At 72.4% G+C, this 2,001-nt stretch carries 2 pseudogenes; both read left to right on the top strand.

What is annotated here, in order from left to right:
• The first annotated feature begins 220 nt into the window (after positions 1 to 220).
• A pseudogene (locus AC2W7C_RS17190) lies at positions 221 to 1,602 on the top strand (leucyl aminopeptidase family protein).
• A gap of 98 nt (positions 1,603 to 1,700) precedes the next feature.
• Positions 1,701 to 2,001 (top strand): annotated as a pseudogene (locus tag AC2W7C_RS17185) (peptidoglycan endopeptidase); the annotation flags it as partial.

Below are 2,001 nucleotides of genomic sequence, written 5' to 3'. Positions count from 1 at the left end.
GGGCGGGATTGGCCGCCGGGGGTTCACCGGCGCAGCCGGCTGTTTGCTGTTGCGCCAGGGCGGGCGAGGGCGGCCAGGGGCCAGGGACGGGCGATGGTTTGCGATGCGGGGCGTCGGTGCGCGACATGGAGGGGCGCTCCGGAAAGGTCGGCCCTGAGAATCGGCCCTCCGCGTCAACTGCTGGTTAACATCGGTCCATGCGGGCCGGAAAGGCTGCTCCATGTCCGTCCTGCACCCCGACATCCTGACCGCCGACGCGACCGGCGCGCGATCGGTGCGCGTCGTCGGGACGGACGCGGTCTTGGCGGATGGCGAGGCCGCGTGGGCGGCCGCCAACGATTTCACCGGCAAGGCGGGCCAGTTCCTCCTTCTGCCGGATGCGTCCGGCGAGGTCGCGGGGGCCCTGTTCGGGGCGGGCGACGCCGTCTTCGATCCGATGAGCGCGCGCGGGCTGGCCTCAAGGCTCCCCGACGGCCTGTGGCGGCTCGAGGGCGTCGAGGGCGAGGCCGCGACGCAGGCGGCTCTGGCCTTTGCGCTCGGGGCCTATCGCTTCGACCGATACAAGATCCGCTCCGCCAAGGCGGCGCGCCTGGCGGTCCCCGGGCGCCGACGTCGCCTCGCTGCTGGACATCGCGGCGGCCTGCGCCCTGGCCCGCGAGATGGTCGACACTCCGGCCGGCGACATGGGCCCGCTGCAGCTCGAGACCATCGCGCGCGAGATCGCCGAGAGCGGCGGAGCGGCCCTGACCGTCACGACCGGCGACGCCCTGCTGGAAGAGAACTATCCGGCCGTCCACGCCGTCGGCCGGGCCGCCGCGCCTCACCGGGCGCCCCGGGTGATCGAGATCGGCTGGAACCTGGGCCGGACGGAACTGCCGCTGGTCGCCCTGGTCGGCAAGGGGGTGGTCTTCGACACCGGCGGGCTGGACCTGAAGCCGGCGGCCGGCATGCGCAACATGAAGAAGGACATGGGCGGCGCGGCCCACGCCCTGGCGCTGGGCCGGCTGGTCATGCAGGCGAAGCTGCCCGTGCGCCTGGTGGTGCTGGTCGCCGCTGTCGAGAACGCCGTCTCGGGCGACGCCTTCCGGCCGGGGGACATCCTGTCCAGCCGAAAGGGCCTGACCATCGAGATCGGCAACACCGACGCCGAGGGGCGGCTCATCCTGGCCGACGTCCTGACCCGGGCGGGCGAGCATGCGCCCGACCTGACCCTGGACTTCGCCACCCTGACCGGGGCGGCGCGGATCGCCCTGGGGCCGGAACTGCCGCCGCTCTATACCGACGACGAAGCCCTGGCGGCCGACATGCTCGCGGCGGCCCGGCGGGTGGGGGACCCCCTTTGGCGTATGCCGCTGTGGGCGGGCTACCGATCGGCGCTGGACACCGAGATCGCCGACATCAAGAACGACTCGTCGCTGGGCCCAGGCCGGCTCGGTCTGCGCCGCCCTGTTCCTGCAGAGGTTCGCGCCCCAGACCGGCGTTTGGGCGCACATGGACATTTTCGCCTGGAATCCGCGCGCCCGTCCTGGCTGGCCCGAAGGCGGCGAGGCCCAGGCGTTGCGGGCCTCGTTCGAGATGTTGCGGAGCCGGTTCGCGGCGTGATCCCCAAACAAGCCACGCCCACTGAGAAATAATCGCAGGCGTTAACGGCCCTTTCGGCATCTGGGGCTAAGACGACGGCTCAACCGGACGAGTCTCGTTTGACCGCAACCGAAGCCATCCTGGATCCCCGCACCACCCTGGCCCGCCCCGACCTGGCGGAGCAGGGTCTGGAAGGGATCGTGCGCGCCCGGGCCTACCGCGCGGCGCGGCCGATGCGCTGCACCGCGACGGTGGCCGATATCCGAGACGCTTCCGAAGCCGTTATCGACCAGCTGATCTTCGGCGAGGCCTTCGACGTCCTGGAGTTCGAGCAGGACCGCGCCTGGGGGCCGCGCACGCCGCGACGGCGTGGTGGGCTGGGTCGCCCGGTCGTCCTTGGCCGAGGGGGCGCCGTTGGCC

This window comes from Brevundimonas sp. CURTG3B2_SDJG, assembly GCF_057364705.1.
Note: the sequence above shows the minus strand (reverse complement) of the source record. Positions and strands in the feature narration are given on the sequence as shown.